The sequence below is a fragment of the Enterovibrio calviensis DSM 14347 genome, assembly GCF_000621165.1.
Classification (GTDB): Bacteria; Pseudomonadota; Gammaproteobacteria; order Enterobacterales; family Vibrionaceae; genus Enterovibrio; species Enterovibrio calviensis.
The window spans coordinates 958138-985005 of record NZ_JHZA01000001.1; the positions used below are offsets into that span (position 1 = coordinate 958138).

At 47.6% G+C, this 26868-nt stretch carries 20 protein-coding genes and 1 riboswitch; of the genes, 17 read left to right on the forward strand and 3 right to left on the reverse strand.

Going from position 1 to position 26868, the window contains the following annotated elements; all coding sequences use genetic code 11:
* The first annotated feature begins 18 nt into the window (after window positions 1–18).
* The 3 genes from Q365_RS0104115 (at window position 19) to Q365_RS0104125 (ending at window position 2212) form a co-directional block, all read left to right on the forward strand.
* On the forward strand, window positions 19–1245 hold the full coding sequence (locus tag Q365_RS0104115; RefSeq protein ID WP_028022156.1) for a S1 family peptidase: 1227 nt from the start codon (window positions 19–21) through the stop codon (window positions 1243–1245).
* Window positions 1246–1450: 205 nt separating this feature from the next.
* Window positions 1451–1948 carry a thiol peroxidase gene (tpx, locus tag Q365_RS0104120; RefSeq protein ID WP_028022157.1) on the forward strand — a complete coding sequence of 166 codons (498 nt, stop codon included), beginning with the start codon at window positions 1451–1453 and terminating at the stop codon, window positions 1946–1948.
* 6 nt (window positions 1949–1954) lie between these two features.
* Window positions 1955–2212, forward strand: a complete 258-nt coding sequence (locus Q365_RS0104125) for a hypothetical protein (protein WP_028022158.1) — start codon at window positions 1955–1957, stop codon at window positions 2210–2212.
* A 159-nt stretch (window positions 2213–2371) separates the two neighbouring features.
* Here the strand turns inward: Q365_RS0104125 and Q365_RS0104130 are convergent, their stop codons facing one another.
* Window positions 2372–2656 carry a hypothetical protein gene (locus Q365_RS0104130; protein WP_028022159.1) on the reverse strand — a complete coding sequence of 95 codons (285 nt, stop codon included), beginning with the start codon at window positions 2654–2656 and terminating at the stop codon, window positions 2372–2374.
* 988 nt (window positions 2657–3644) lie between these two features.
* Between Q365_RS0104130 and Q365_RS25395 the strand changes: the two genes are divergently transcribed.
* Complete coding sequence (locus tag Q365_RS25395; RefSeq protein ID WP_245621492.1) at window positions 3645–4142, forward strand: M15 family metallopeptidase; 498 nt, start codon at window positions 3645–3647, stop codon at window positions 4140–4142.
* Between the two features lie 89 nt (window positions 4143–4231).
* On the opposite strand, the gene Q365_RS0104140 is transcribed toward Q365_RS25395, so the two are convergent.
* Window positions 4232–7009: a DUF2339 domain-containing protein gene (locus Q365_RS0104140; RefSeq protein WP_035024346.1), complete on the reverse strand. Its 2778-nt coding sequence runs from the start codon at window positions 7007–7009 to the stop codon at window positions 4232–4234.
* A 223-nt stretch (window positions 7010–7232) separates the two neighbouring features.
* Window positions 7233–8396, reverse strand: coding sequence for a DUF5666 domain-containing protein (locus Q365_RS0104145; RefSeq protein WP_028022161.1), 1164 nt, complete (start codon window positions 8394–8396; stop codon window positions 7233–7235).
* 709 nt (window positions 8397–9105) lie between these two features.
* Here Q365_RS0104145 and Q365_RS0104155 point away from each other — a divergent pair.
* From Q365_RS0104155 to atzF, 13 genes are all read left to right on the forward strand, one after another.
* The gene (locus Q365_RS0104155; protein ID WP_162176368.1) at window positions 9106–10203 is read left to right on the forward strand and encodes a lactonase family protein; all 1098 of its coding nucleotides are present in this window, start codon (window positions 9106–9108) and stop codon (window positions 10201–10203) included.
* A 325-nt stretch (window positions 10204–10528) separates the two neighbouring features.
* Window positions 10529–10723: a hypothetical protein gene (locus Q365_RS0104160; protein ID WP_028022163.1), complete on the forward strand. Its 195-nt coding sequence runs from the start codon at window positions 10529–10531 to the stop codon at window positions 10721–10723.
* Between the two features lie 203 nt (window positions 10724–10926).
* Window positions 10927–11232, forward strand: a complete 306-nt coding sequence (locus Q365_RS0104165) for a DUF6482 family protein (RefSeq protein WP_028022164.1) — start codon at window positions 10927–10929, stop codon at window positions 11230–11232.
* A gap of 90 nt (window positions 11233–11322) precedes the next feature.
* Window positions 11323–12591, forward strand: coding sequence for a mechanosensitive ion channel family protein (locus Q365_RS0104170; protein ID WP_028022165.1), 1269 nt, complete (start codon window positions 11323–11325; stop codon window positions 12589–12591).
* A gap of 525 nt (window positions 12592–13116) precedes the next feature.
* The gene (locus Q365_RS0104175; protein ID WP_028022166.1) at window positions 13117–15747 is read left to right on the forward strand and encodes a hypothetical protein; all 2631 of its coding nucleotides are present in this window, start codon (window positions 13117–13119) and stop codon (window positions 15745–15747) included.
* Window positions 15748–15886: 139 nt separating this feature from the next.
* Window positions 15887–16309, forward strand: coding sequence for a GNAT family N-acetyltransferase (locus tag Q365_RS0104180; protein ID WP_028022167.1), 423 nt, complete (start codon window positions 15887–15889; stop codon window positions 16307–16309).
* Window positions 16310–16945: 636 nt separating this feature from the next.
* Window positions 16946–17090, forward strand: a riboswitch (guanidine-I (ykkC/yxkD leader).
* A 56-nt stretch (window positions 17091–17146) separates the two neighbouring features.
* The gene (locus Q365_RS0104185; RefSeq protein WP_028022168.1) at window positions 17147–18250 is read left to right on the forward strand and encodes a putative urea ABC transporter substrate-binding protein; all 1104 of its coding nucleotides are present in this window, start codon (window positions 17147–17149) and stop codon (window positions 18248–18250) included.
* Window positions 18251–18259: 9 nt separating this feature from the next.
* Window positions 18260–19084, forward strand: a complete 825-nt coding sequence (locus Q365_RS0104190; RefSeq protein WP_028022169.1) for an ABC transporter permease — start codon at window positions 18260–18262, stop codon at window positions 19082–19084.
* Complete coding sequence (locus Q365_RS0104195; protein WP_051563726.1) at window positions 19084–19911, forward strand: ABC transporter ATP-binding protein; 828 nt, start codon at window positions 19084–19086, stop codon at window positions 19909–19911. Before Q365_RS0104190 ends, Q365_RS0104195 begins: the two co-directional genes overlap by 1 nt.
* Before the next feature lie 41 nt (window positions 19912–19952).
* On the forward strand, window positions 19953–20678 hold the full coding sequence (locus Q365_RS0104200; protein ID WP_028022171.1) for an urea amidolyase associated protein UAAP1: 726 nt from the start codon (window positions 19953–19955) through the stop codon (window positions 20676–20678).
* A gap of 24 nt (window positions 20679–20702) precedes the next feature.
* A complete protein-coding gene (locus Q365_RS0104205) occupies window positions 20703–21347 on the forward strand; it encodes an urea amidolyase associated protein UAAP2 (RefSeq protein ID WP_028022172.1) in 645 nt (214 codons plus the stop codon).
* Window positions 21348–21467: 120 nt separating this feature from the next.
* Window positions 21468–25097, forward strand: coding sequence for an urea carboxylase (gene uca / locus Q365_RS0104210; protein ID WP_028022173.1), 3630 nt, complete (start codon window positions 21468–21470; stop codon window positions 25095–25097).
* A complete protein-coding gene (gene atzF, locus Q365_RS0104215; protein WP_028022174.1) occupies window positions 25097–26860 on the forward strand; it encodes an allophanate hydrolase in 1764 nt (587 codons plus the stop codon). Before uca ends, atzF begins: the two co-directional genes overlap by 1 nt.
* Window positions 26861–26868: the final 8 nt, after the last annotated feature.

Genomic DNA, 26868 nt, shown 5'->3' on the forward strand with positions numbered 1-26868 from the left:
TCTACTTTTGGAAAATATATGAAAAACGTCTTTGGGTTTCTTTCTTTAGCGATCGCGACTGTATGCTCGGTGAGCACCACTGTTTCTGCTTCAGAGGCCGCTTTGAAGGATTCGCCTTTCTCTCCGTATATTTTGAACGGTTCAGACACGGATATTTCGGAGGCGCCTTGGCAAGCCTATGTTGAATCCCATTTGTTTGACAAAGTGGGACGCTGTGGAGGCACCGTGATTGAAGACAATAAAACGGGTGAAGCCAAATGGATTCTAACGGCGGCACATTGTTTTGATATTGATTACGACATAAGCGGGATCGTCATTACGATGCTGCCTCAAGATGCAGCGGACGTATTTGTATCAACAGGCGAAGCCGACACACAAGCACCTGAATTTAAGGCGAGAGCTGTTTCTGCCCGAAAAGTGTATATCCATGCTGGCTGGGACAATGAAAGTCACTCAATGAATGCAGACATCGCATTGATCGAATTGGATTCGTCTGTAGCGTCTCCGGCCAAAGCCATTAAGATCGCGTCGACCTCTGTGCAAGCTGCTTATGACAATGCTGCATGGCAGAATCGCTATGCGCCTGAGAAATCGCAACTTATTAGCGGCTATGGTTTTATCAATCCCCGTCACAGCCAGTTCGATATGCCACGCAAGCTGCAATCGGTAAACACCTACGCAATTACGGATGAAGCGTGCCGACAAGAGTTCAACACATTTTCAAATCAACATGATGCGCTATTGCCTTCCATGTTAGATGACGACAATGCATTTATTTGTGCAGGTGCTGAATCGGTCGGGAGTATTAATCCCATCGATCAGATTGGCGCCTGTCAGGGTGACTCAGGTGGCCCAATGGTGTGGAAAGATACTCACTCTCAGGAGCAGTACCTGGTAGGAGTGACGAGTTGGGGTGGAAGCTACTTTGGGTCTATTTACCGCTGCGGTAATACCTCAGCAGTTTACACGCAAGTTTCAAACTATACCGCGTGGATAGAAGCGTGCATGGATGGCATTTGCAATGAAGCCAAAGTCATCAAACGGGCTGATGATCCTGGAACCGGCACCACAACAACACCAGACACCGATAATGGGACGGATACAAAAACGATTGTACCGCCAACAACGAATAAAAAGGGTGGATCTGGTGGCTCGATTGGTTGGCTGTCTCTGCCATTCCTAATCGTAATTTCTCTACGCCGCCGTAATGCCGCGCTTGCGAAAAACCTTCGCAGTGCTCGCTAAGCAACACCAAGTTGTTCCCGCGAGCGGGTTAGTTAACAACGCACGATAACTACATATTCCCCAAATAGTTTTTAGGAGGTGGGTGCTGCCAATTAAAGGTGACAAAGATTGCCTGTGCAGCTTTAGAACAATGGCTTAAACAAGCATAAATACAATCAGGTGAATACATTACCTGAAAACAATAATAATCAAATGGAGAACGTAAATGTCTATTGTCACTTTTCAAGGAAACGAACTGAACATCATGGGTAACTTCCCAGCCGAAGGCGATGCTGCGCCATCTTTCGTGCTGTGTGCTGATGACTTGTCAGATATCACGTTGGCTGACTTTTCGGGTAAAAAATTGATACTCAATATTTTCCCTAGTATCGATACCCCAGTGTGTGCGAACAGTGTCAGAGCTTTCAATGAAATCGCGGGAAGCCAAGAAAATACGACCGTTCTATGTGTTTCTGCAGATTTGCCTTTTGCGGCAGGGCGTTTTTGTGGTGCCGAAGGTATTGAGAATGTAAAAATGGCGTCTCTATTCCGTTCTGAGTGCTTTGCCACTGATTATGGCGTTGCGATTTCGGAAGGCCCACTTCGCGGTTTGGCGACAAGGGCGGTGATCGTGATTAACGAGAAAGGCACGGTTGTTTATAGCGAGCGAGTTTCTGAGGTAATTGAAGAGCCTTCATATGGCGCAGCGTTGAACGCGCTATAGTCACTCATGATGCTTCAGTTAACAAGGTTACTTGAAGAGTATCAAGCCTTAACCGGCCAAGAAGGCTTGCATATCGATGAATTGAGTGCGCTGGTTAAGTGCTTGTATATCAAAAGTAAGTACCTGGAAGTAACAGATAAAACGACACTTCGTTCGCTAACACTTCAGCGGGTCAAACAAGAGATTGTGTGGTGTGAAAACACTGAGAAATATGAATCTATTGATGTGATGAAGTGTATGTATAACCTCATTGAGAGCTCGTAAACTTATCTAGGTCGCGGGTTATCTTTGTGGTTGAAGCCAATTAAAAGCAGCGAGTTATCGCTGCTTTTTTTCAACAACCGAATGGCAATCGCTCAATGTGTTGCATTCTGGGAAGCGAGGCTCACAAGGGGAAATGTAAAGAAGGCAAGTTGTTTTGGGCTATTTCACTCTAAATAAACAGTGCTCTGCCGTACCAATTTTGAAACTGACCGATTGGGAAAGCTTCAGTTGGTCTAACTCATCAATCATGTAATCAGTGTAGTGATGACGTTTCATCCATTGCATCGGCTCGGTGAAGCTGTCTTCGCTGATCACGAAGGTATCATTGTTCAACGTACTTTCTCGCACATTGACTATCCACATTCTTTGATGGAACTCGCTTGTGCGGTGGAGTTTGCCAATCAGGTTTTTGTTTAACTGCTTGAAGAATTGCGTGACCTTCACCGATCTTGTCTCCCTATCTATACCCAAGTAACCTGAAGATGCTCGATTTCAGAGGCCATCAGAGTGTTCAATTCAAGGCAAATTCTTGTAAGAATAGTCATTCTATTTCACGGGAATTTAACGATGAAGTGGGCACTCTGATGGCCTCCCTTCGGGCGAGTTTACTGACGCCATGCTCGGTGTTGTCCCTTTTTGATGGAGCGCACTACATCGGCAAAGGGACGCCTTGATCATAACGTCAGTAAAGCTCGCTGAATCCTGCATCTTCAGGTTGCTTGGGTATATGCTGAATCTTCTGGTTACTTGGGTATATGTCGTTGAAACAGAATAATATGAGTCACCGTTGTTTTAAACAAAAATACCTTATCACTTTGAAGAAATACTGTGTGTTGCTGTAAGGACATGGACTGACTGTGCATGTCGCAGTGGCACTCTTATTTTCTTTCAACCTTCGTTTCGTTTTCCGTCAGCAGCGGGTGCATGAGACTGGTCGCATTTGTATGGGTTTCATGGATTCATAGATTCATAGTTGTGTGGTTTATAAATCTAGTTTGTAGATTGAATTTCCCTCCCTGAACAAGATTTAAGACATCGTGGGTTTCAAGGGTTTTCTATATTTTCACGCGAGCAATAATTTATCATTCCGTTTGTGTCCCCGAGTTTTTCTTGTCCCTTTTTGATGGCGCTCACTACATCGGCAAAGGGGCGCCTAGATCATAACGTCAGTCAAGCTCGCTGAATCATGCATTTTCAGGTCGTTAGGGTATTGAGGCTGGCCAAAAAAGACGTTTGATTTGTCAATCTTCTCGAAATGTCTCGGTTTATTATGCGTCTGATGATCTTGCTTTGCGTTCAAATAAAGTTTCAAACTTGAAGAATAAATTCAGTCTGTTGAAAGAAGTTGATGCTGTGTGTTGGTAAAGGCTAGGTTCATTGGTTTTTAACAATAATACATTCAAGTGATTAAGCCATATCGTCAGGTGACTTAATGACTGAGCAATGTGGAGAAGAAATGATGAGTGGATTTGTACTCGGAAAACGTTCTCTTCAAGAACTCAAAGGCGTTCATTCTGATCTCGTTGGGGTTGTCGAGCGCGCCATCGAAATCTCGGTACAAGATTTCTCCGTGCATGACGGAATGCGAACATTCGCCGAACAACAAGAGCTGGTAGCGAGAGGTGCTAGTAAAACACTTAACTCTCGCCACTTGTCGGGTCATGCGGTTGATCTCGTACCTTATATCAATGGAAAACTGCGTTGGGAGTGGGACCCCATTTATGATATTGCGGAAGCAGTTCGTGTGGCGGCGCGTGAAAAAGGTATCGAGCTTCGCTGGGGTGGTTCTTGGACGATGCTTACAGACTCAGATGACTCCCCAGAAGATATGATGGCAGATTATGCAGCCCGCTGTCGTAGGGCTAACAAAAAGCCATTTTTTGATGGTGCTCACTTCGAGCTGCCCAGTGCGACCTATCCGTCTACGTGAAGGTGAAGGCGACGGCGAGGTTGACGGTGAGGTTTAAGTATTCGTGGAAAGAGTACTGAGGGGCGGTAAACGCCCCTCATTTATTATGATTATTCAGGCTTTTCAGCGACTGACCGATTTAATTTCTGGAACAACCACCCCAAGCCGATCAAGGCTGCGCCCAAACCAAGGAAGCTAATCGCTCGCCAGAAACCTTCTAGGAAACTGACATCAAGTAAGAAGACTTTCAATGTCACCCCACCAAGCACCGCCAATCCGACTCTTTGCACTTGAAGGGCATGACGCGTGACGCCAATCCATGTGAGCATGCCGCCAACAATCAACCCTGCTATGGAATAGGTAAACAGTTCTGCCATGCTGGTGGCGTTGAATAGGGTCATGGAGGTGTCTTGCCAAAATTGGCGAATAGACATTGCTAACCACACGCCCATGAGCGTAATACCGCCGATCGCAAAGGCACGCGGGGGAATGTTTGAGAATGGAATCCGGTAGACATATTGCCCCATTAATAGCGCTCCCGGCAGCAACCAACCCAACGCCATCATGTTGAAGACTGGCCAAGCATCTGCTGGCACTGTGTTAACGAACAGCGGTGAGAATATGACGTTGAGTTGACCGACTAAGCCCGCGAATGCAATGAGCAGCAAGGTGCTGTATCCGCGATAGAGCAGCGAGAGTTTATCTGCAAATTGACTGCGATAAGCGTACACCAGAGCCATGACCAAGGCTTGATTGGCATAGACAATGGCCGAGGTGAAATTGAGGTGGGCAGTTATCCCATAGCTACCCGTTAGCCAATAGTTGGTTTGCGTTAGCAAGGCGACGAGGAACACATGAAGAAATGCCCCTTCAAACCAGTTCGCAATGTCTGTATTCACTCGACGTAGTAAGAAGCGGGCGTAACCGAGCAAGATCAGTGACGGCAAATAACTGATGATGGACCATGTCCAACTGGCATTGTCGGCGGGCTGCCAGTCTGGCACGAACGGTAGCAGCGTAAGTCTTACAACGAGTAGGCTCATGCCGACTTTGATCGCCCAGTCAGCGGGGCGGAATATTTGATATTGGGCTTGCAATGCCATGACCGCAACTTGTGCGGATATGGCAGTGGTGAGCACGCTATCGTTGAGCCAAACGAACGACAAACAGAGAACCATGGCGTGAATGCAGGCTGAAATATTCTGGCGTAGAACGGGTATACGAATACCGAGTTGTGAGTAGAACCCCGCCAATAACACGGTGAAAATTGACCAGAACGCGAGTTGCTCAATAATAAATACTTTCACCAAACCTAGCCCCAATAGCGTAAGTGCAGGGGCTAGCGTGATTAACATTATTCGTGAAAAGAGCGAGCGATCGCCGTTAGCATACTGGCACAGTGTGCGCAGAGCGATGAGCATGATGCTCGCGCCAAGGTACACAAGTGTCAGACGATCAGACAGCCACATGTTGAGAAAATGGAATACGAAGGACAACAGGATAACGGCAATGGCAGGGACGAGTATTGATGAGTAATACAGTCGCGATGAAATGCCTTTTCTCACGGCAGGAAGCCACACCAAGGCAACGAGGAAAGCATAGCTATAGAACAATGCTGCCCCTGATAGAGGAGCCATTTTCGCGACCGAACAAAACAGCAGTAACACCATCGCCAGAGATACAAGTATGGGATGATTCGAATTGGGCGTTTGTCCGTGACGGTATCGGGTATTGAATGCCCACCCCAAACGCGGAACGGCAAACAACAGATACAAGGTGATTGAAAGAAAAATCGCGCTCCAACCAAATAGCTGCTCTGCAGGTATGGCATCGATCAGTAACAACATCCATAGAGTGTGTGGCAATGAGACACTGGGCGTTAACCATGCGTGTTTCACTCTTTGCATTAGCAAGGTTGCTGCTACTGAAACGGCAGTGATATAGCCTGCCAACAGTGTGTAATTGGGGTCAGATCCGCCAATCCAAAAGGGCGCGGTATATCCGCCAATCAAACCTAATGCGGCCATTAGTGGTCCTTGGCGAAGCGACAAGGCAAGACTAGAAAACGCGGCGATGGCAAGAATGAGCAGGGACGTGCTGGGCGCGAGCAGTTGATAAAACACAAAGGCGAATATCACCGTGCAGTAAATGCCTGTTAATCCTGTTCCTGTAATGGCAGCGGGTACGTAGGTAAAGCTTGAAGATCGAGAGGCTCGTTCAGGATGTTTCTGTTCTTTTCGGTGAAACCATTCACCCGCAATGATCATTAATGCCGATAGTGAGAAGGCAATCGCCACACGCATCAGAGGCGAAAACTCAATTCGGCTACCGATAACCTGCATGAGATATCCGCCGCCAACCAACATAGCCAATGCGCCAACCCAGACTAACCAATTCTCGCGAAAGCTGGATTCGAGTTTCTTTAATCCACGGTCAAAAGTGTTAGACAAAGGTTCTTTGTTGTTGGTTGCCTGCTGTTGAGGATGCTCGAACGTCGCAAGGTTTTTGTCGTCTTCGGAAACGGCTAGCACTTGCACATTGTCATTGGTATGCGCATCGTAATTTGCTGCCATGTCCGGTTCAGTGGATGTTGTGGCGCTTTGATGAATTGTCGGCTTATCGACATTGGTGTGGGCATCAGTGTCAACGTTGGTATCAGGTGTTGGAGTCACGTCGATAGCGGACGAAGTGTCTACGGCGGCGGTATCCGCTTTAGTAGCGGTTTCGGGTTCGACAAAGGCTTTAATGAAACTAGCGCGAAGCGCTGAAAGTTCAGCGCGCAAATCGGACAGTTCCTTCTCCAACTTGTACGTGCGTTTTGATGCTTTTACCGCGGTCATCATAGCGACGACGGCCAAAACAACGGCTATCAATGTCAACAAGTCCATGTCTCCAACTCTGCCTGCTTACTGGGTATACTTTTATGCTATCTCAAAAGGTCACCACACATTGGCTTCACAGAGGGAGATTCCCTATCAGTATCAATAACCTTACAAACTTTAGTCGTGCTTCAAAATTTTTTGTGGTCTCGGATTCGCGTTTTACATCCCGAAAAGACAAAAGGGGCGAAAGCCCCTTTATTGTGTTTGGTTTTTGACTCAGCGAGCGTGATTAGTCGTCTTCGCGTTCAATTTCACGCGCAACGTATTCACCACTGATGATCACACCCTCTACTTCCAACATTTCACCATTAAGTGAATCTAAGGTTAGGCCGTCATCAAACTGGGTTAGCACGTCTATATGGATGGTTTTCGCTTTGCCTTTAACATCAATCTGGAATGTGTCATCGTCAGTGCTAACGTTTGATGCCATTCCCTCGGTTTCAAATTCAAAGGCGTCCCAGTCGAAATCGTTGTCTTGATCGGCATCTTCAAATTCAATTTCTTTGGCGATTAGCTTGTCACCCTTCTTGATGTATTCCACTTCAACTTCCGCACCGATACGCAATGATGACAGGTTGCCATCTTCATATTTGGTAGAAGGGTGCGTTTCAAATGTACCGCGATAGTTTAACTCGAACGTACTCTTGTCGCTGGCTACCCAGGTCACGATACCTTCAATTTCGCCGTCGCCATACACGTCGTTATAGTTTTTCAGCTTAAGCTCAGTGGCGGTTAGTACAGCGTTATATTCGTTGTAAGTCCCAATCACTTCAACCCATGAGCCATTGCGCAGCTTTTTCGGGTTGTTCGCAAGATCTTCATCAAACAAAACGGTGAGGGATTTTCCAATTTTGAACGTGCCATTGTTGAAATCAATGGCTGAAATGCGGCCTTCAGCTTCAACCATGCCTTTGTCATCAAAATCGAAACTGATGACAGAAAGCACTTTGTAACCCGCGTTGGCGGTTGGAAGTGACGACACCATAACCCAATCACCATTTTGAATACGTGGTGAAAGTGTGGCAAAGCGCAATTCAATACCATTAATAGTGAATGTGCCTTTAGGCTCTCCAATCTTTTCGATTCGACCAGTAAAAGTTGGCTCTAGTTCGATATGCGCACCGGTTTGACCGCGACTGATGGTATTGGCGTTGACCATCATATTGGCTTCGAGAAAATCCGAGCTGATGCTGACATCTCGGTATTGCACGTCATCGGCCACATAGTTGTGGCCGTTTATGGTCAATGTGCTGCCAGTAATACGTTCAATCTTGCCTTCTACAGACGCAGGCGTGACAGGCTGAGTAGTATTTGTGTTGCTGTCGCCTTCGCTGCTGCCGCCACAAGCGGTCAAAGTGAGAGTCAGCAGAGAAATCATTGCGTATTGTTTCATTAAAAATCCCTAAAAGACAAAGTGTTAAATTAGCGACGCGGAATCTAGCACAAGGATTTCGCTGAAATATCAGCACAATTGTCAGGGTTTTGTCAGATGTGATGCTTGTTCAGAATTTTCTAGGTTAAAGTGAAGGGTTTGAACAGAAAATCATCGACAGCGTTTCGTTAACGGTTTTGCGTTGTTGAAAAAACAAACGATGCTAATTTATTTATTGCTAAATTAGTGGATGTCTATTATTTCAACAATTAGCTGCTTTTTAATCGGAAGATAACTTCTATCGATGAAATTTTAATCGGATAAATGGTTCTTTATAAGTGTTTGGTGGGAGCGAAAAAATTTAACTATTAATGCTTGTCACTAAGTTATGGCTCATTTTAGGCACGCAAAGAATCATTATTTATTTTTTCTCCAGAAATAAACATGGTGAAGAAATTAAATTGATGCAACTTGTTGTAATGGATGATTTTTGCGACCTGATCTAAAGTAAAGAAATGCTCTGCACTTTCAGGAATAAATAATGTTTCGGGTTGCTAGTTAAGTCTGAAGGTATGATCTGGTTTGAAAATGGATAGTATTTAATGGTCGAGTATGTTTCTCGTCGTTAATGTCTATTGGTGAGGTTTAAATGAAATATGCATTTAGAGCAGTGTTACTGTTGAGTTCACTCATGCTTTTTGGTTGTTATAATAACGGTGCTATCTACGCAATGAATAATTCAGCGGAAGATAATACGATCGTTGTTTATAAACGTAATGGGTTTGATGGCACGCTAGAATATATGAACTCGGTGAGTACGGGAGGTCAGGGGTCAGGTATTGAATCTGTCCCTGGCCCAGGAGCGGGTACTATTGACCCGCTAGCGTCTAACTATGCGGTGGTCATGTCTGACAACAATCGGGCGTTGTTTGCCGTGAATGCTGGATCGAACGAAGTTTCTTCTTTCAGTGTTAAGCGAAATGCCGATTTGAAACTGATGTCTACCCTTGATTCTGGCGGTGAGAACCCAGTCAGCGTGGCAACAACGGGCAACGTTGTTTACGTCATGAATGTGAATGAAGGACAAAGTTCACTACAAGGTTTCGTTTTCAATCGTGGTGGAAAGCTCACGCCATTGCCGGATTCCGCACGTGATTTAACAGGAAGAGCCACGGCGATTCGTTTCTCTGAGGATGGTAAACATCTTATTGCAGCGGAAGTGAATACCCAGCGTTTGCAGGTTTTCGCGCGTGATGGTCGCTACTTGTCTGAAGAAGCGACAACGTTTGAATACCCAACTCCAGCGGAAGGTCGTAACGTCCCTAATCCTTTTGGTATAGAAACCTTCAAAGGGGCTGATGGTCAATACCTTGTTGTTGGTGAAGCGCGAGTGTTCACTCAAGATGGCGAGAACGATATTCAAGGCGGTTCTGTTTCCACGTTCAAAATTGCACACAACGGCGAGCTCGATCCAATTAGCCTTGATGTCAGCAATGGCGGTTCGTTGGCACTATGTTGGGTCGTCTTCAATGAGTTTACGAATCGTATGTTTACGGCGAATACCGCATCGGACACGATTTCAAACTACTACTCCACCGCCTCAGGCGAAGCCAATCTCACAAGCGGCGTTGCATTTCAGGAAGACGATGGTCAATCAGGGGCGGGTTTAACTGACCTCTTTACCACCTCTAAATACGTCTACCAGTTATATTCTGCGGAAGGCACAGTAGTGACGCTGGCGATCAAAAATGATGGTTCTTTGGTTGAAGTGGATCGCGATACCGACTTAGCTGCCATTGGTGGTAACCAAGGTATCACTGGCTTCTAAGTTATCACCACGTTGTTTCTTCAATGTTTAATCAATAAGCGCCTTATTAAGGCGCTTATTTTGTCTCTTAGTTGAACATAAGATTCACAAGTGAGAATTGTGATGAGTCTGCATGCATATTGGCTGGAGTGGCGATGTCTATGATGTGACACTGTGTCTTGTTCTAAGGCTGGTGTTAGTTCGTTTGCTTCGAATGACGCCCGAGATAACCTAAAACACCCCAGCATTTATCAGTCTGGTTATTCTTACGAGCATCTTCAGGTTGCTTGGGTATAGACGCTAACCGCCAAGTAAACATAGGCATGAGACGAAAGGAGAGCGGCAGATGAAAATCCAAAACTACCTTGAATCCTATGATGATATTTTCGATACATTAGAGACTCAGCTGGTCGATGGCTTATATGTGATCGAGCGAAGGCTTCCACGTGAACGTCGACATAGTCACCTGAAGTATCAGGGGTATGAACGCCGTCATAGTGCAGATCGTCGGGATTTACCCACAATTGACGAGTATGTTTGATTGTATCGGTGATGAAAAATCAAGAATAAATAAACGGTGCTGATTGGCACCGTTTTGCATTTTTAAAGAGGTACAAAGAGCCCATTGATGTGGCTACGGTGTCGCCAATAGTTGAAGCGTGCTAAGGACATGGCGCGGAGTAATCCTTATTTGGGCTTGTCGCGTAATAGTTAACGAGTGATGGCATGACGAGGATAACCAAAATGAAGAAAACGCTGCGGGAGTTAGCGAAGCACCAAAACATCGACACCTTAATTATCCATTCTCTGGATTTGTGCTTGTATCAAGCGTCGGTGATTATTGACAATGAAGAGTTCTACGTCGCTGATGACATAGGCAATTTGGTTCGTGCCCATTCGTTGACAGATATCCAAAGGCAATGCCAGAACATCCCATCTAAATCGCAGCGAATGCGACAAGAAAGTGCGTACGATGAAATGGTGGGTGCGCCAGATAAAGGCGACGGAAACCGTTTGGACGTGTATATCAGTGACAACAAATTGTATTAAATAGACGAAACAAACCCTGTATCAAAACTGCCGCATCGAAGTCCGTTTGAGCCTGTTAGGCTTAAATTTCTGTCTAAGAGGAGCGGCAATATGCTTGATCATGGGGTTCGCAGTTATGTGAGCGAAAAATTGACGTCCATGGGGCTTAACTCTACTCCCTATGGCACAGAGCCTACGGTCATTTTTCTTCTTGCCGCGATAGGCATATCACTGATCAGCTACCTGATTGTCCACAAGGTGATTGTTCGCTCGGTGAATTTTGCTATTAGTAAAAACAAGAAATCGTGGGGGAATAGCTTAACCAAACACGAAGTGCTTGAGAAAATGGCATTGCTCGTTCCCACCATGCTCCTCGATCTATTGGTTCCCCCCATTCTTACGCATCACACTCTGCTCGCCACACTGTCCGACAGAGTGCTCGGTGTCGCCGTGCTAGTCATGTTCATCTGGATGATATTTGCATTGCTCGATGCGCTACATGATATTGCCGAGAAAAGGGGTGTCACGCGTCGTATGCCAGTGAAAAGCTTTGTTCAGCTGATAAAGCTCTTCACCTTCTTTGTCGGCATCATTGTATCGGTCTCGATTCTGGCCAACGAATCACCAGTCATTTTCCTCAGTGGCTTAGGGGTTGCGACGGGCTTAGTGATGCTGGTGTTCAAAGACACCATTCTAGGATTCGTAGCAGGAATTCAGCTGGCGGCTAACCGCATGGTGAGCCTCAACGATTGGATTGAGATGAATGACTATGGCGCAAACGGTTCGGTCGAAGAGGTGTCGCTCACCACGGTAAAAGTGCGTAACTTCGACAATACGGTCACCATGCTGCCCGCTTATGCGCTGGTACAAAATGCGTTCATTAACTGGCAGGGCATGTCGGACTCCGGCGGTCGTCGGATTATTCGATCGGTTAACATTGATATCAACTCGATTCGCTTCATGAGCGACGATGAAATTGAGGCCCTAAAAGAGATTCGTATATTGCGTGAGTTTTTGTTTGAGAAATCACGCGAGATAAAGGAATTCAATGACAATCTCGAAGACGTGCATCATGTGGCGAACCTTCGAAAGATGACCAACGTAGGTGTGTTTCGCGCCTACCTAAACACCTACCTTCGATCACACAAAGATATTCATCCCTACATGCTGTTTATGGTTCGCCAATTGGCGCCAACGTCTGAAGGGTTGCCGCTACAAATCTATGCATTTACCAATAATACAGATTGGGTATTTTATGAAGGCGTACAGGCAGATATTTTTGACCATATCTACGCCATTATGCCGCTCTTTGGCTTACGACCTTTTCAGAAGTTTGGTGGCTATGATGCGGGAAGTATTGGCGCACAGAATATCGATTGAGGCATGTGAAGAAGAGAGCGAGGCGCTGTCGGGCGAAGACGAAATCGTCCAGTCGTAGGGTGTGCCCGACAGCATGTTCGATGGAGTGAATATATAGACTAACCCTATGAATTAATGCGACATTCCTCAATGTTTGCTTTCCTTTGTTTTTCTTCATTCTATCTTTATGCACTGCGTAGATTATTCGGCATTTTTTTATTGACCATTTGGTTAATATGATCCCTCCTCTTGTTTTGATTTTTGACCCATGATTTCCCACAAAATGTGGCTACTGGCTTTCCCTTCAACCTGAATTTTCGTGTCTCACAGTCGAAGCATTTTTAATGCTTGATTTTACAGTTTTTGCGACAACTCGTGTTGCTGAAATGTGAAATTATTTATTGGTTGGCATCATGCATATGCATGAAAACAGAAGCAAAGGATGCAGCAGCTAAAAGAGTCATATTCGGCCAGGGGATTACCTGGAATGGATAAGGTTTTTGAGCTTAAGCATTGTGAAATCTAATTGCTCAGAAAGGGACATTCATGGTTTTCTACAAAAATAAAACGGCATCGTTGGTTATCCTATCATTGCTACTTTCAGCCTGTGGCGGGGGAGGTGGCGGAGATTCTTCAGCCGGAGGTGGGTCTGACGGTGGTGGCGGTTCAGACAGTGGTTCAGGTAGTGGCTCAGATAGCGGAACCCAAACATCGAACTATACGCAAATCGCATTTGATCTACGTAACGCCTCTACTTTAGTGACCACCGAGAAAGCGTTTTCTCAAAGCCAATTAAGGGCAGAATTGTCGAGTGGTGGCAATAAATATGAATCGCTACCTTCGGTACAATTTCACGAGTTTGTTGGGGCAACGGATAAACAAACCCATTCTACAGGCTCTGGGAGTACCAACTTATTCTCACTTGGCGCTGACGGGGCGCTTTCACCCGTCGTAACTTCTGATTTTGATGCGAATTTTTCGTTTACCGTGAAAAGTCCAGACGGGAAGCATGTATATGCTGCGTTGGATTGGTCGAATTACTACACCAGCTCCTCTTTGGTGAGAGAAGAAAACTGCGCCATCTTCAAAATCACCATCGCGGATAATAGTGTAAGTTGCCTTGTTGAAGGCCTTTTTGCTGAAGCCCCTTGGGGTACTTGGTGGAAAGAAGTTAATGATGGACGCTACAAACCTATTCAGTTTGATAGCCAAAATAACGTGTACTTTTTGAGCCGTGGATTTACGGTGACAACGTTGAATCCCGGTACAGACATTGAATTCAAGTCAATCGATTACTCACTTCTTGGGAATTCCACGTTAGTGAGAGTGGATAGTGAAACAGGCAAAGTAGTATCCATGACCTCGGATGCTGACCGAGTGAATAGTTTTGTTGTGACTGCTGCCGATGCATTGGTGTATCGAACCGATACATTAAACATGATCCCCAATGTGATGGCGACATCTCTTAGTACTGTGACACTGACAGAAGGCACATATTGGACCGATGGCTACTATGCGACCGACGACAATGGCACAGTAATTTATCGCGATAATCTCACGGCTAATGACGATATTAGCATTGCCAGAGCCAGTGACGACTTCGAGGGTGGCATAGAAAAACGCACAATTAAGAGTTATCGCCCAGACAGTTTGAGCTGGTCAAACCGAGTGATTGTTGGTGATGATGGTTACATCTACAGTATGTATGCCACTTACGAAGATGATTCTGAAGGTGACTTTAGTAGATACGAAAAGATGCAGCGTATTTTGCCTTATGCCGCTGGAGAAGTTCTTGCTGTAAAAATACCTGATCTTGGGTATTGGAAGACGCCGCTTCATGTATCAAAAGGGAATGCCTACTATGTCGAAGAGCAAACCCATCCTGCCTACGGTCAGTATGATATTGTTGGCGTTCAGCCATTATCGGGTGAGTCAGCAACCCTCCTATTTGGCGATGCGCTCAGCGACGTTCGCTTAGACATTGAAACCTGGAAACTCAGCGGTGACACCATCTACTTCACCGGGCTTAACAATGCAAAAAGCACCATGGTGAGTGGGACTATCGATGTTAAAGCGCTCGCTGAAGGCCGTCCGCAGTCTGAATACTTGGTGCTTGGTGATACCGCGTCTGTTTCTGAGGATGTACTGGAGATACGCGACTTAGAGTTGTTAGTTAGCGAAGAAGATCGTGTAAATGTGGGCGCCCCCGAAATCACTCATCATATTCAACCTCAAGAAGAAGTCTACGCCAGTACGATCGAATTCAACCATTGGATGGATATCGATAGTGTGTCAGCGAATATGAGTGTGACTGAGCGTGATCAATTTGGTGGTTATGTGGAAGACGTGGATGTCATGCCAATTTGGCTCGGTAAGGTCGTCCACCTTATCTATGATACGGCAAGCGGCTCTGGCAGTTCGTCAAATCAACCGCTGAAATTTGGCACAGACTATCAGATTTCTTTCGGTGGTGATGGTAGAAATCTGGAAGGTGTTCCTCTGTCAGTCTCTCAAAGTGATAGTGAACGTACTTTCGATTGGTCAACACGCATCGAGAAAGGATTAACGATTGTTGATGCGGAAGCTGACAACTATGGCTTTACCACGGGCAAAGCCATCAATGTATTTGGGACCAATGTAAAAATCCCGCTCATCGATCGTGAAAGAGAGTTTGACCACAAGCTCTCTTTGGTTTCGGCACTTAATGAAAATTGGGAGTTAGCATTTCATACCACTTCAAGTGAATGGAAGGGCTACATCAAATATGACTATTTGGCGATCACTGGTTCATTACACATATTGAAACATAGCGATAATATCAGTGATGACCGAGATTGGTTGTTTGAAGATCCGAAAGTGATAGGTTCTGTGGTGAAAATGGACGCAGAGCTTGTTGAGAATAATGGCAAAATTGTCTTCAGCTTAAAAATCACTGATGAAGCTGGTGACACTTATGACGTATCAAGAGAAATTGATCACTTGGATGAAGATTACTCGCTGACGTATACGTTTGATGACAATGGCTTTGGCGCAGAGTATCGCAGCATTTTAGACAATATTTTGCTTACCAATTCAGATGGCACAACCACATATATTGATGAAAACTTCGATAACTACGAGTTAGGGAGTGGTGATTATATCGGTGGTATTGGCGTGGTTGAACTTGTGGACGACTAAACGTCGATAACGTTGACTGTATTAAAAAATCCTCGATTCGTCGGGGATGTTTTTTGCTTGTCTATCGTGCTAGCGTTTATTGGAAGGTGCATTGAATATGGTGCGTTGAAGATGGCGCATTGAAAAGGAGGATTGGCTTATCGACATTCGAGAGATTACTTGGCAAGAGACAATCGATATTCGCCATCGTGTGTTGTGGCCTGAGAAACCCGCTTCATTTTGTGAATTAGACGGCGATGCCGATGCATTGCACCTAGGCGCGTTCATTGAAGGGCAACTTGTGTGTGTCGCGTCGGTGTTTGTTGATGGCAATCGCGCTCGATTGAGAAAGTTTGCCACGCTGCCTGAGTACCAAGGGCAGGGTATCGGCGGGGCTGTTCTTTCTATTTTGTTGAACGGCGACTTTCTTTCCGATCATGGCGTCGAGTGGTTTTGGTGTGATGCCCGTGAAGCGGCAATGGGGTTGTACCAGCGCTTTGGTTTGTCGCCAGAGGGCGAGCGTTTCTACAAAGGCGACATCCCGTATTTCAAAATGGGTATATCCCTCCCATCAAGTGCTTGATATCGAGTGACAGAAGAGTGCAAACGTTGCACAACAAAAGGGCTTGGAGCATCTTGAATTTCGTTGGGAACTATCAAACCATCTATAGAAATGAAGATAAAACAATCAGATAAAAAAGTGGCAAGGGGTTTGCTATGTAATTAGTGTGCGTAAGGCACATGTCCTACAGACATAAAACGTTTACTCCTTGCTGTTAAAATTTGTTCCTCTGCACGTTTGATATCATGTCGGTTGGCAGAGGAACCTTCTTTTTCTTCATATCTACCTTTTGTCTCATTGTTTCCAGCATTCACTTCTCACCTGAATTTTATATATCAGAGACAGCGTAGCGTTCTCTTCTTCACAGAATATTCCAGCGCGTCACTTGATTTTCTTGTGCTTTTTGTACGTGCGGCAAAGGGTTATTTCAGTGCAAGCCATGCACAATATCGGAGCAAAAGATGGGATTCGATAGCGTACGGATGCCTATAAATCCAATTAATTCAATGAGGTGAAGAATTGGCAAGGTCATTGCTAATACATTTATTAATAGCGAGCCAAAGATGTATCGGCGACAGCAGTGTAATCGCTATCGTTGATTGAAACTCGGGGTGAAACGAAATGATCGCTAATCACCCACTGCTATTAATACAATTTGAAATAGACAACTAGGGTTCCGGCTTTTTCCTTCTGAAGAATATTCCAACGTGTGTTGGTTTACACATCAACAAGGTAACAGTGACTGGTCCGAGAGCTGTCAACCTCACCAGAGGTCACACGGAGGGATAAAAGCCCGGGAGATGAACGCAGATATCTCTTTGGCTCCGTCAGTTTGTGAAACTCAAGGTAGAGGTAATTATGAAAAAGTTCTCTTCAATACTCCGCAACATCACGTCAACGCGAAAGACAATGTCCCGTTTAGTGTTAGCGACCGCATTGTCCGTCTCATTTTTATCAACCCCCGTTACGGCAGAAGACAAACCCACTTTTCGTTTAGCGTGGTCAATCTACGTGGGATGGATGCCGTGGGATTACGGCAACAATGCAGGGATCATTAAAAAATGGGGCGACAAGTACGACGTCAATATTGATGTGGTTCAGGTGAATGATTACATCGAATCCATCAACCAATATACCGCGGGCTCATTCGATGCCACCGTCATGACCAACATGGATGCATTGACGATTCCTGCTGCCAGTGGCGTGGATTCAACGGCCTTGATCGTCGGCGACTTTTCAAACGGCAATGACGGCATTGTGCTTAAAAGCACCGATAAACTCGCGGATATTAAAGGCCAGCGTGTGAATCTCGTTGAACTCAGTGTGTCGCACTACTTGTTGGCTCGTGCGCTAGAAACCGTCGATATGACCGAGCGCGACGTGACCGTGGTGAATACCGCTGACGCTGACTTGGTTCCGGCGTTTGCGACGGAAGATGTAACCGCAGTGACGACATGGAACCCACTGTTGGCTGAAATCACCAAGATGCCAAGCGCAAACATGGTGTTTGATTCCTCAAAAATCCCGGGTGAGATCATCGATTTGCTGGTCGTGAACAGCGACACGTTGGCGCAAAACCCTGCGTTAGGGAAAGCACTCACTGGTGCGTGGTACGAGATCATGGCGACCATGCAGAAAGACGACGAAGCAGGCGAGAAAGCCTTGATGTTTATGGCTGAAGCCTCTGGGACCGATCTGGCGGGTTATAAAGACCAACTGGCTTCGACCAAGATGTTCTACCAACCTTCAGAGGCCGTTGCCTTCACTGAATCCGCGGCGCTGAAAGAGACAATGGCAAAAGTGGCTGAATTCTCGTTCGAACACGGCTTGCTCGGTGATGGTGCGCCAGACGCTGGCTTCATTGGTATTGAAACCCCTTCAGGTGTGTATGGTGACGAGCAAAATATCACCCTCAGATTCAACCCTGAATACATGCAAATGGCAGCAGATAACGCGCTGTAAGGTGGCTTTATGACTCGGATTATTAACCGAAAGCCATCTGCATTTGGACGAACAATTCTGGCGTGTTTGCCGTTTGTTCTGTTGATTGTCGGTTACTTGATAGCGTCAGACGCGAGACTGGCGATCAACCCAAATGACAAGCTGCTTCCTTCGTTCGATAGCTTCGCCGCTGCCATTGATCGCATGGCATTCGAGCCGAGCAAAAGAACCGGCGAATACCTGCTTTGGGCCGACACATGGGCGAGCTTGCAGCGCCTGTGTCTCGGCGTGGGTATTAGTGCGTTGCTGGCTTTAACCTTGGGTGTGGCAAATGGCATGATCCCTTACGTGCGAGCGCCGATGTCACCCGTGGTGCGCGCTTTGTCACTGATCCCGCCGATGGCGATATTGCCCATCTTGTTTATTGCTTTGGGCTTAGGTGAGTTGTCAAAAGTCGCACTGATCATCATTGGTATTACGCCAATGATGATACGCGACCTCCAACTTCGTACCGAAAGCCTTCCAAGCGAGCAAATCATCAAAGCCCAAACCTTGGGCGCAAACTCATGGACCCTCATGGTTCGCGTTGTGTTGCCACAAGTGATGCCGAGATTGATAGAAGCGGTTCGCCTCACCTTAGGTAGCGCTTGGCTGTTCTTGATTGCAGCGGAAGCCATTGCTGCAACAGAAGGATTGGGGTATCGCATCTTCTTGATTCGTCGTTACTTGGCGATGGATGTCATTTTGCCTTACGTGCTTTGGATAACGATTTTGGCGTTCCTGATGGATTGGGCGCTACAGAAGCTGTCTGCCAATCGTTACCCGTGGTTTCACGCACAGGGAGGGAAGTCTTAATGGAATTAAATGAAAAAGGCGCGCCGTCGAGCCAATCAGAGACACCGATCATCGAAGCAAAAGGTCTGTGGAAAGAGTACGGCAGCCATGTGGTGATTGAGCGTCTTAACATCCAAGTGATGGCGGGCGAATTCATCAGTATTTTGGGAACGTCAGGGTGCGGGAAATCAACGTTTCTCAACATGCTGTTGGGCACGCAAGCGCCGTCGCGTGGCCAATTGTTGCTGGATGGACAACCACTCAGTTCTGAACCCGGCCCTGAGCGAGGCATCGTGTTTCAGAAATACTCCGTGTTTCCACACATGACTGCGCTTCAGAACATCATGGTCGCTGATGAACTCGAACTGAGCCGTTTAACCGGCAAAGTCTGGGGCAGTGGCAGAGCCGCGTTGAAAGACAAAGCCATGGCGCAATTGGAAAAGCTCGGGCTTGCCCATGCGGCTGACAAATATCCGGCAGAAATGTCAGGCGGAATGCAGCAACGCTTGGCGATTGCGCAAGCATTGATGAAGAAGCCGCGCATTTTGCTTTTGGATGAACCCTTTGGCGCACTTGACCCAGGTATTCGCAAAGACATGCACGCATTGATCAATCAGATATGGCAGGAGCAAAAGCTCACCATTTTCATGATCACGCATGACTTACATGAAGGCTTTAAGTTGGGGTCGCGGCTTTGGGTGTTTGACAAGCCACGCTTTGATCCTCAAGAGCCAGAACGCTTTGGCTCGCAAGTCACGTTTGATATTCCACTGAATTCCGGTGGCCAAGACGCGTTAATAGCCAGCTTGCAGGCCAAGCAGCAGGCCAACGAGAAAAGCGTCGCTTAAACATGACCGCTACGCGAGTAAACAGTAAGGAGAACATAAACATGGAACTAAAGAGTTTGTTTTACCACCGATATGTAGGTGGTCAACACGGTGGATTAGAAGTGCCCGCGGGTTACACCCTTCGATTGACAGACATTGAAGGGGGAGCGAACACGAGCTTATTGTTCTTCAACCCTCGTAACCCCCTAGAGCGCATCAACTTGCCTGATACGCTCAAATGCCAGCACACATTCAAGCTGACGCAAGGCCACTGTGTGTATTCCGACATGGGGCGTATTTTTTGCTCCATCGTGAAAGACGATACCGGTTGGATAGACAGTGTCGGCGGCCTGAGTCACAAAGCCCAGGTAGAGAAAGCATGGGGCGTGCGCGACTATCAAACGCATCGCAACGACTGGCTACAAAACGGCCATGACGCCATGCTGGTGGAAATGGCGAAGTTTGGTCTTGGATTACGAGACTTAGCGGCCACCCTTAACGTGTTCAGCAAAGTTGAAACCACCGACGAAGGAAAGCTCTCTTTCGTGCAGGGACGAAGCAACCCCGGCGCTGTCGTTGAATTACGCTTTGAAATGGACACCATTGTTCTGTTTAGCACCTGCCCGCATCCCATGAACAAAGCTGCCACCTATCCTAGAGATCCTGTTGATGTCGAAATGGTGAAGTCTGCGCCTGTGTCTGCCGACGACGCCTGCTTAAACCACTGCGATGAAAACCGACGTGGGTTTACCAACACTCGCCAATATCAGCCTGTCAGCCTCGGTTAAGCACCCTCTATTAAGGAGCATAAGATGATTAAAGAAAGTGAACTCACCCTTGATAACGCCGTTTCTCGTGACACTGTCGATGCGGGCGACTACTACCTGAAAATCGTCAAAAAAGGCGAGCGTGTTCGTATCACCGATCTCGAAGGCAACCAAGCCGCAGATACGCTGTTCTATAACGCCAGTAACCCGACCGAGCGTTACAGCGCCATGGATACCCTGCGTGAACAAGGCAATGCCTACTTAACCGCAGAGTCTGTGCTGATCTCGAATTTGGCTAATCCCATGCTCGACATTGTCGCGGATACCTGTGGTCGTCACGACACCTTAGGCGGCGCATGTTCTACCGAAAGTAACACGGTACGTTACGCCCACGAAAAACGCTGTATGCATGCATGTCGAGATTCATGGTTGCTGGCGGTTGCCGAGAACCCTGAATATGGCCTCACCAAGCGAGATATCAGCCATAACATCAACTTCTTTATGAACGTGCCCGTAACTGCGGAAGGCGGGCTGACGTTTGCTGATGGCATCAGTGCGCCGGGCAAATACGTCGAGCTTGAAGCCAAAATGGATGTGCTCGTCTTGGTATCGAACTGCCCTCAGTTGAACAACCCTTGCAACGCGTACAACCCGACCCCGATTGAAGTCGCGGTATGGAACGCGGCATAAGCAAAGTTAACGAGTCATAAAGGTGAGGGACGACCCTAGCGCTAACTGACACTGGTTCAGTGATGGCGATACACCTTCAGTCTTAATGTGGGACGACCCAACGAATTGAAGACAGAATTTATGTTTAAAAAAGTGTTGATTGCAAACCGCGGAGCGATTGCATGTCGGATCATCCGCACGTTAGATGCGATGGGTATCGCGAGTGTGGCGGTTTATCACGAAGACGATGCCGCCAGCTTGCACACGCGAAACGCGACCGAGGCATTTAGTCTGGGTGAAGGAAGTGCCGCTGAGACGTATCTCAACATGGACAAGGTGATTCGCATCGCCAAAGAAAGTGGCGCAGAAGCGATTCATCCCGGTTACGGTTTTTTAAGTGAAAACCCAGATTTCGTGGCAGCGTGTGAACGCGAGAACGTGGTGTTTCTTGGCCCAACACCGCATCAGATCAATCAATTTGGATTAAAGCACACGGCGCGAGAACTTGCAGAACACGCAAACGTGCCATTGCTGCCCGGCACAGGCTTGCTTTCAAGCATTGAAGAAGCACTCTCAAGTGCAGAGGTAATGGGTTATCCCATTATGTTGAAAAGCACCGCGGGTGGCGGTGGGATCGGCATGCGTTTTTGTGAAAATGCCGACCAACTGAAAGAAGCGTTTGACGCAGTAAAACGCCTCGGTGAAGCCAATTTTAGCCATAGCGGCTTGTTCATGGAAAAATTCATCACCGCAGCACGCCACATTGAAGTACAAGTGATAGGAGATGGCGAAGGGAATGTGATTGCCCTTGGCGAACGTGACTGCTCGGCACAACGTCGCAACCAAAAAGTCATGGAAGAAACGCCAGCCCCGAATCTGGATGAAAACACACGCCAAGCGCTGCAAGAGACTGCAATTCAATTGGCCGCTTCCGTGAACTATCGCAGTGCTGGCACCGTCGAGTTCATTCTTGATCAATCCACCCAACAGTTTTACTTCCTTGAAGTGAACACACGCCTGCAAGTAGAGCATGGCGTGACAGAAATGATTTTTGGCATTGATATCGTCAAGCTGATGGTGGAAATCGGTGCGGGAGAATTTCATGCGAGCTGGATAGAAGCGAAAAGCGCCCCAAGTCGCGGTCATGCAATTCAATTCCGTCTCTATGCCGAAGATCCTAATCGACAATTCCAGCCCTCGACTGGGTTGATCACGTCGCTGGCATTTCCATACGGCATTGAAGCGAATCAGGTGGCGACACAAGACAATGGCAGCACTATTCGAATAGATACATGGGTAGAATCCGGCGTGGAAGTTAGCCCATTTTTCGACCCCATGATCGCCAAAGTGATGGTACATGCCGATGACCGTGAAACGGCACTGGATGACATCGCTGACTTACTCGACCAAACACAGTTGTACGGTATCGAAACCAACCTTGCGTATTTGGCGCAACTTGCCGTAGAGCCGATGGTGAAAAACGGCGAAGTGCTGACTGCCAGCCTTGCATCGTTTGATTACCAGCCGTTAACCGTTGATGTACTGTCGAGTGGCACACAAACCACCATTCAAGATTTTCCTGCACGAAGCGGCTATTGGCACGTGGGCATTCCGCCTTCTGGGCCGATGGACAGTTTAAGCTTCCGTCTTGGAAACCAATTGCTGGAAAACGAAGAAACCTGTGCAGGGTTGGAGATCATTGCCAATGGCCCGTCATTGCGATTTAACCAGCCGACACAAATTGCCATCACTGGGGCGGATATTGCTGTTCAAGTGAATGGAGAACACGCGCCGATGTGGACGGTGATCGACATCAAGAAAGGTGACACGCTGGCACTTGGTGCCATGTCAGGCGCGGGAGCGCGAGCCTACTTGTTGATCAAAGAAGGCTTCAATTGCCCTGAATATCTAGGAAGCCGCTCTACGTTCACCTTGGGCAAGTTCGGTGGACACGCAGGGCGTGCGCTGATGGCGGGTGATGTGCTTCATCTCAATGCAGCCAATTTCGACAAAAGCCTTTCCGCGCGCACCATGGAACGCCCTGATATGGGGATGATTCATACACTGCGCGTGATCTATGGCCCACATGGTGCGCCAGATTTCTTTACCGCGAACGACATTTCAGCCTTCTTTGACGCCGATTGGGAAGTGCATTTTAACTCAAGCCGAACGGGCGTTCGCCTGATTGGTCCTAAGCCGGAATGGGCGCGCACTGACGGTGGAGAAGCTGGGCTTCACCCATCAAACATACATGACAATGCCTATGCCGTGGGCACGGTCGATTTCACTGGAGACATGCCCGTGATCTTGGGGCCTGATGGCCCAAGTCTGGGTGGTTTTGTGTGTCCTGCCACCATCATCAAAGCCGATTTGTGGAAGATGGGGCAACTGAAAGCGGGCGACAAAGTGCGCTTTCAGCCTGTTTCTATGATGGACGCTGAAGATGCGGAAAAGCACCAGAGTGTGGGTATTTCGCAACTGGCATCTCACGAATTGGGTCTGGCGCATTCCATGCCGAGCACACCGATTCTTAAAACCCTCGCCGCCGAGCAATATGGCGAAGATGTGGTGTATCGACCGAGTGGAGAAGATTTCTTGCTTGTCGAATACGGCCCTCAAATGCTGGATATCCGACTGCGTTTTCGCGTTCACGCACTCATGATGACGCTCGAAAACATGGGCGTTGCGGCGATCAAAGAACTCACGCCAGGCATTCGTTCACTGCAGGTGCATTACGACAACTTGCAGTCATCATGTCAGGACATGCTAGCGATCCTTGAGCGCGCCGAAGCAGCGATTGGGGATATTTCACAGCTTACCGTGCCGTCGCGGGTCGTTCACCTTCCGTTGTCGTGGGATGATCCTTCCATTCAAATGGCGATGCGCAAATATGACGAAGTGGTGCGCAAAAACGCGCCGTGGAGCCCGAATAACATCGAGTTCATTCGTCGTATTAACGGGCTTGAAAGCATCGAGCAGGTGAAGAACATCGTGTTTGATGCGAGCTATTTGGTGATGGGGCTAGGCGATGTCTACCTTGGCGCACCTGTTGCTACGCCGATGGATCCCCGTCATCGATTGGTCACCACCAAATATAACCCTGCCCGCACATGGACGCCGGAAAATGCCGTTGGTATTGGTGGGGCGTATATGTGTGTTTATGGCATGGAAGGGCCGGGCGGCTATCAGTTAATGGGCCGCACACTCCAAATGTGGAACCGCTATGGCAAGGGCAAAGCCTTTAGCAAACCTTGGCTGTTGCGCTTCTTCGACCAAATCCGCTTTTACCCCGTTTCGCACGATGAACTCACCGATATTCGTCGCGATTTTCCGCGAGGTCAGTTCGACGTTCGCATCGAAGAAACGCAATTCAGCCTTGCTGAATACGAAGCCATGCTTGAGCAAGAAAAAGAGACCATTTCGGCGTTCAAATCATCACAGCAACAAGCCTTTGACGAAGAGCGTCAACGTTGGGAAGAAAGTGGTGAAGCGAACTTTGTCGCCGAAACGGTGGCAGAGCAAAGTGCGGACGATGAGGTGCTGGAAGCGGGGCAGTTCGTGGTTTCCAGCCAACTCGCCGGAAATGTCTGGCAATTACTGGTGTCTCCTGGCGACACGATTGAGGTAGGGCAGCCTCTACTCATTGTTGAGTCCATGAAAATGGAAATCGAAGTAACAGCGACCGAATCCGGTCGAGTGGTTCAATTTGCCAAACAAGAAGGCGAACAAGTTCGTGCAGGTCAAACGTTGTTAATTATGGAGCAGATCTAATGGAATTCTCATCAATTCAATCCCTGTTGGATGCTTACCGAGAAGGCGACATCACGCCAGACGATTATTTGCGTCAGCAATGGAAATCCGCGCAATCCGACGCTAACCATTGCTGGATTTCAGTGATCAGCGAAGCGCAGCTAGACGGCTATCTAAAGGCACTGAAAAACAGCAGCCCTTTGACGAAACCACTATACGGCGTGCCGTTTGCCATAAAAGACAACATCGATTTGCTGGGGCTTCCTACCACGGCGGGTTGTAAGCAATTTGCCTATTCACCGGGGCGTTCAGCGTTTGTGGTGCAAGCATTGATCGACGCGGGTGCTGTGCCGATCGGTAAAACGAACCTCGACCAGTTTGCGACCGGACTTAACGGAACACGAAGCCCATACGGGGCGTGTAAAAATAGCATTGACCCAGAATACATTTCTGGTGGCTCAAGCGCGGGCAGCGCGGTGTCGGTAGCGCTAAAACAAGTGTTGTTCTCGCTAGGCACGGACACGGCAGGGTCTGGGCGTATTCCCGCCGCGTTTAACCGTTTAGTGGGCATGAAAGCCAGCATTGGCAGAATTAGCTGTCGCGGTCTGGTGCCTGCATGCCGAACACTTGATTGCATCACCTTATTTGCCCATTCGGTGGATGACATTGATTACTTGTTGCCGATTGCAGGGCAATACGATCCGTCTGACAGCTATGCTCGTGATTTTTCTGACAGCGATGCCGCAGCCAGCATGTCGGCGTTTGACGCGCCTCGAATTGGGGTGCCGCGGGAAAGCCAACTTGAGTTCTTCGGCAATGACAATTACATGCACCGATTCTCAGCGAGCAAAGCAAAATGTGAATCGTTAGGCGCGGAATTGGTCGAGCTAGATTTCAGCCCATTCTTGGAAGCGGCAGCATTGTTGTATCACGGCCCTTGGGTGGCAGAGCGCTATGCAGCGATTCAAGAGTTTTTCGATGATCATGAAACCCACTGCGATCCGGCGATTCAAGCCATTGTAGGGGGAGCACGTTCATTGACGGCGGTGGATGCTTTCAATGCACAATATGAATTGCAGGCACTAAAAAAACGATGCGATGCGATTTTGCAGTCGGTGGATGCTGTTTTAACGCCAACGGCGGGGAGCATTTATACCATTGCAGAGATGCTTGAAGACCCAATCCAACTGAACACGAACCTCGGCTTTTATACCAATTTTATGAACCTGCTGGATTACGCCGCCATCGCCATTCCTGCAGACGATGACACTGACGCCATGCCGTTCGGGATCACCCTGTTTTCCGATAAGGGAACAGAGCCAAGATTACTGGCTTTGGCAAAGGCGTATTCGGAAGGCTCAGCATTCAAGGTGAGTGATGGCGTACCAGAATCCATTGTGATTGCCGTGTGCGGCGCGCACATGAATGGCTTGCCGCTCAATCATCAATTGGTGAGTCGTCAGGCGTCATTTTTGGAGAAGAAGCGCAGTGCGGCACGTTATCAATTCTTTGCCTTAGAGGGCGAAGGACCTAAACGTCCGGGTATGGTGAGAAAAAACAAGGGCGGAAACAGAATCGAACTGGAGCTTTGGGAGATGCCAATGTCTCGGCTTGGAGATTTCCTCGCAGGTATTCCTCATCCGCTCGGGCTGGGCAAAGTGGAGTTGGAGGATGGCTCGTGGGTGACAGGGTTTATTTGTGAAGAAGCGGGCGCAACGGGTGGCCGTGATATCTCGCACTATGGCAGCTGGCGCGAGTATTTAGCGAGCAACACCGCGCCTTGATTGATATC